The organism is Polaromonas sp. (assembly GCF_039930745.1).
Taxonomy (GTDB): Bacteria; Pseudomonadota; Gammaproteobacteria; order Burkholderiales; family Burkholderiaceae_C; genus Polaromonas.
In genome coordinates, this window is record NZ_JBDTTH010000162.1 from 1 (window position 1) to 4,890 (window position 4,890).

At 61.3% G+C, this 4,890-nt stretch carries 4 protein-coding genes; 1 reads left to right on the forward strand and 3 read right to left on the reverse strand.

The window, feature by feature from the left end; genetic code table 11:
- Positions 1-139: 139 nt before the first annotated feature.
- Positions 140-3,235 carry a CHC2 zinc finger domain-containing protein gene (locus ABI660_RS22970; RefSeq protein WP_348072506.1) on the reverse strand — a complete coding sequence of 1,032 codons (3,096 nt, stop codon included), beginning with the start codon at positions 3,233-3,235 and terminating at the stop codon, positions 140-142.
- A 163-nt stretch (positions 3,236-3,398) separates the two neighbouring features.
- Between ABI660_RS22970 and ABI660_RS22975 the strand changes: the two genes are divergently transcribed.
- A complete protein-coding gene (locus tag ABI660_RS22975) occupies positions 3,399-3,800 on the forward strand; it encodes a helix-turn-helix transcriptional regulator (RefSeq protein WP_348072508.1) in 402 nt (133 codons plus the stop codon).
- Positions 3,801-3,970: 170 nt separating this feature from the next.
- Here ABI660_RS22975 and ABI660_RS22980 read toward each other — a convergent pair whose 3' ends face one another.
- Together ABI660_RS22980 and ABI660_RS22985 are read right to left on the reverse strand one after the other, a co-directional pair.
- A complete protein-coding gene (locus ABI660_RS22980; RefSeq protein ID WP_348072510.1) occupies positions 3,971-4,468 on the reverse strand; it encodes a hypothetical protein in 498 nt (165 codons plus the stop codon).
- The coding region (locus tag ABI660_RS22985; RefSeq protein ID WP_348072512.1) for a hypothetical protein at positions 4,465-4,890 on the reverse strand (426 nt) is incomplete at its 5' end. The genes ABI660_RS22980 and ABI660_RS22985, both read right to left, overlap by 4 nt.

Consider the following 4,890-nt stretch of genomic DNA (forward strand, 5'->3'; position numbering starts at 1 on the left):
CCGTCATCCACTCGAAGTGTTCGTCCATGTAGCGCAGCAGCAGCTTGTGCGCCAGTGGGTCGTCTTGGGCGTGGGCCGGGCCTGCGGGTTTGACAGCGGCGCGTTGGCGGGTTTTGAGGAGCTGGCCTTTGCGCATGGCTCAAGCCGCCAGCGCTTGACGGTACGACGCGCTTGCGCGCGCCGTGGGGGTGGCGCGTGCGGCGGGCTGTGCATCGGGTAATTCGCCTGCAGCCCTTATTCCATGCGCCTTGGCGGGCGTTTCAGTAGCCCGCGCACCCCCCGCGTTGGGGGCGTTTTGAGGCCGCGATGGGACCGCGAACTGCCCCACTTGCCCCCGCGAACTCGGATTCGTAGCTGTAGATTGCGAGGCCGATTGCAGCGCCGCCGTGTCAATCAGGCCGGACAGGTGCGGCCCGCCCGGCACCCCTTCAGCCTGGTCGCTGCCTTGGTCATAAAGCAGCTCGTACTCAAAGCTCTGCCCGCGCTGGCCCCGGTGCGTCAGCAGGTATTCCAGCGCGGCCAGCCGGTCCAGGTGAATGCGCGCCTGGGTGTCCGAGAGGCCGGTGGCCGCGCGTACCTCTGAGCGGCTAAAGCGGATATCGCGCTGGGGCAAGCCCTGCGCCGCCATCTTCTGGCGCACGAGCGTCTGCACGCCCGCGAACATGCGCCGGGTCTGCGGCGGCAATTCATCGAGGCTGACGCCCAGCACTTCATGCGCAATGCGGTTGGCCAGTTCGATATCGGCCAAGGTGACTTCGATGTACTCGACCACGGCACCGGCGACCGTGGCGCTCTTGATTTGCCGCTGGTGCTGGTGCAGCAGCGCAATGGTGTCGATCAGGGTGAGGTACTTCTCATGATCGCGGCGCGTGCGGGTTCGGTCATCGAGGAAGGTGAGCTGGTCGGCCCAGGGGTTGACCACGGCCAAGGGGCGCAGCAGCCGCTGGGCGTTGCGGTGGATAGTGAGGATGGCGGTTTTTTCATGCTTGCGGGTCAGGCCTGCGAGGGTGCGGCGCTCTCGCTGCAGTTTGTGGATGGCTCGGGTTTGCTCTCTCGCCTCATCGACTGACAGCACCAAACACCGGTTCATCAGCTCTTCGTCAATGTCGATGGCGGTGGTGGTCATGAACAGGCTCATCGGCCCTTCAACCTTGTATTCCTGGGTGATGAGGTTGCCGGTGGCGGCATCGGTGCCGGTGGATGCAATGGTGAGTTCGCCCTCGGACTGCAACAGCTTCAAGGCATAGCTGGCGCGGTGCGCGCCCTCTTCTTCGGCTATCGCCAGAATCTTGTGTTTCAAGTTGGTCTGGCCCATGTAGAACAGGCTCTGCCCGGTCATGGCGCTGTACTGGATGCGCTCCTCCTCGGGCACGAAGGACAGGATGGCGTCCATCAAGCTGCTCTTGCCTGCTGCGCTGCTGGACTGGATGACGATGGCCAGCGGCCGGTCGAGCTTCCTGCTGACCGCGGCCAGGTAGCCCACCAACTTGTTGGTGGCTTCGCCCACCACGCCCGCCGCTTCAAAGTCGGCCAGGATGCGCGCCGGCAGGTCGGGGGTTTTGAGCAAGGCCAGCGCGTCGGCTCTGTCTGGCTCGGTCATGCTGTCGGCGGGTGTGGGCTGCAGCACTTCTGCAATGGCTTCGTCTTGCACGCTCTCCAGCGCCATCAGCACGCGCCCGAGATCGGCTTTGAGGTGGCGCTCGTCCAGCCCGGTCTCGGCTGCGGCCTGTCCAGCGAAGTGGCCGCGCTGTTTGGCGTTGTACAGGTCGAGCGTGTCGACGTGGAAGGCGCCACCGTCCGGCGATGCAATGGCGATGCGCACATTGACCTTGAGCACATCGGGCGAGAGGTTCTTCTCCAGGCCGCGCACGCGCCAGGTTCTGGCGGCTGCGCCTTCGCCGAAACGGATATGCACCTCGCGGCCCTGTTCACGCTGCAGCACCTCCACCCACGGCCCCTCTGCCGCCTCGGGCATGGGCGTGGCAGGCAGTGCAGGCAGTTCAACGGGCGCACTCTTACTATTAATTTCATAGCTGCTTGCGCCCGTGTTCTCTGGGCTGGTGGCCGATTTGGCTTGTAAGTCTTGGGCTGCGGGCACTGCAAGGCGCTCTGGCGGCTTTCCCTGGCCCAACCAACTGGCTTGGCGAATCAGCAAACCCAGGCTCTTGGTGGCCGGGGTTACCTTGAGCGCGTACTCGTTGGCGTCCATGCCCTTGGGGAACTGGATGCGGAAGCACTCCATGCCTTCGGCCATGAGCCGCTCGGCCAGCTTGGCGGCTGCGCGTTCGCCGGCATCGTCGCGATCGTAGGCAATCAGCACGCGCTCGGTGCCGTGAGATTTGAAGGCAGACAGCAGCTCATCGGTGAAACCTTCGACGCCATACGCCGTGGTGACGTTGCGGTAACCGGCGCACCAGAAGGTGAGCGCGTCGATGATGGCTTCGCAGACGATGATTTCTTTGCTGGCCTGCAGCGCCGCGATGTTGAACACGCCGCGGCCTCGCTCGGCATGACCGGGCAGGTACAGGTGCAGCGGTGTGCCGGGCCGCAGGCGCGGCGTTATCTTGCGCCCGTAGAGTTCGCACACTTCCCCCTGCGCGCCCAGCACGGGCACCACCACCGAACCATTGAAGTGTTCGTGGCCGCTCTCACGGTAGATGCCCAACTTCTCCAGCCGGGTGCGGATGTCGGCACCGGCCTTGCGGTTCTTCTCGGGCAGGCGCAGGCCCAAGGTCCGGTTGGCATAGCCCAGCTGGAAGTGATCGACCAGCTCGGAGTGCGTCAAGCCGCGCTGCACCAGGTAGGCCAGCGCCTCGGGTGACTGCTTCAAACTCTGGTGGTAGTAGTCCACCACCTGCAGCAGCAGCGCCCGGTCGTCGGCGTCCAGCGTGACCGGCGGCGGCAAGGCGCGCACCGTGCTGCGTTTGACCGGCTCACCGGACACAGCGGCTAAAGATGAATCGTCTTTGAGCAACTCGACCGCATGGCGAAAGCTCACACCCTTGAGCTTCATCACCCAGTCAATCGGCCCGCCGCCGCATTGGCAGCCAAAGCAGTGCCAGAGGTTCTTGGCCGGGGTGACGACCAATGACGGTTCGCTGTCGTCGTGAAACGGGCACTTACCTATCCAGTCCTTGCCGGACTTGCGCAACTCGACACCCGCCGCCTCGACCAGGCGCTGCACCGCCACTTCGTCTTTTAGCCGCTGGACTTCTTGATCGGGGATGCGGGGCATACACGTCCTCTTGTTGTGAGCGATATACGCTCAGTTGCCAAACAATTTGATGGACGGTATCATATACGTTCAACGTATGTCAACACGACTCAAACCTGTTTTGCACCCCCAGAGCTGCCTAGACTTGGCTTCACACGAAGCAAGTCACACGGAAGGTCTGGGTATGGGCAAACGCATGGATTTGGCGCCTGAGCAGGTGGTCACGGGGTTTGGTGAGCGCCTGGCTACGCTGCGCAAGGCTGCAGGCTTTACGCAAACCGAGCTGGCCAATGAGCTGGGGATTTCTCAGCGCATGGTGGCTTATTACGAGCAGCCGGATGTGACGCCGCCTGCGCACCTGCTGCCGGGCATTGCGCAGATGCTGGGGGTGTCGATTGATACGCTGTACGGGCACCAGGTGCCTAAGCGCAAGCTGGCCAAGCAGGAGGGGGACAGCCGGCTGCGCCGGCGTCTGCTGGCCATTGAGAAGCTGGGCGCAACGGAGAAACGCCAGGTGCTGCAGCTCATTGATGCCTACATTGAGCGCGGCCAGCTCAGGAGTAAGGTGCAGGGCCGTTCGGCTTGATGCACCGCCACCCTGCGGCACACGCCGCCTGTGAACCCCAGCTTTTAGCGGCTAAGGGGTTGCAGGCGGCTTTTTTACTTGAGAGTTAGAAGAGAAACGGGCTGCTAGCGCTAGTGGAACGTGCGTATGTGGCTATTTATTTTGTAGCATTCAATGCGTCGGAATTTTTGTTAAGTGCGCTTGAGTTTCTGCTCAAGCCTTGGACGAATCAACGCCCAGACTTCAGCCTGGTACTTGATAGCAGCAGGAAATCCTGCACTGACGACTTGGCTCAAGAGCGCTTCACCCTGCTCAACGTCGGCCCAACTGTCATTGCTCATACCTCGACCGATCAGACTCACGGCCAAGTCATAGATTGCCTCTGGCGTATTCGTATCTGCCATTGCTTGCAGCTGACCGAAGTGGTGCTCATCCAGCTTTTTTTCGTCTTCCAGATCACGAGGAAGATTCAACCCTTTGGAACTGCGAGAGTTCAGAAACGACAGCACCAAGCGACCTAATGTGCGCTGGATTTCCGCTGGTTCACGCCCCCTGATGCTACTCAAGGACAGGCTCAACACCTCTTCCAAATCACCTTCGTCTGTGCCTTGCGGTGGGCGTTCATACGCCAGTAGCAAGTCTGCGGCTTCGTCAACAAAAAACTCAATGGATGCGGTTTTCTTGATCATTTGCATTGCTGCTCACATTCTTGCAGCCTCTTGGTATATTTTCTGAACGCATTTTCTTCACAAGCTTTGCGTGTGCGGTAGTCGTTGTAGGTTGCGCCGAGCGCCTTGCAGTAGTCGTAAGCACGGTCAAGTGCGTCATCAGCATCTTGTTTACATTGTTCCAATTCGGCGCTATCGACCTTTTTTGTAGTTTGACCAGGCAGGGACATGCCCGGCTTTGGAATAAACATGTCAGTTCTTGGGTCGTAGCCACCACGACCACCGGCACCTGGACCGATCCCCGGACCAGGCAACGGGATTCCGCGTGGCCCAACAGTCTGCAATCCCATCGGGTCTGTGAAGCTCAGCGGATTTCCCCCCACATAGCCAAAGATTGTTGCCCCCGACACGCCCGCACCGTACACACAGCCTTTTTTCCTAGG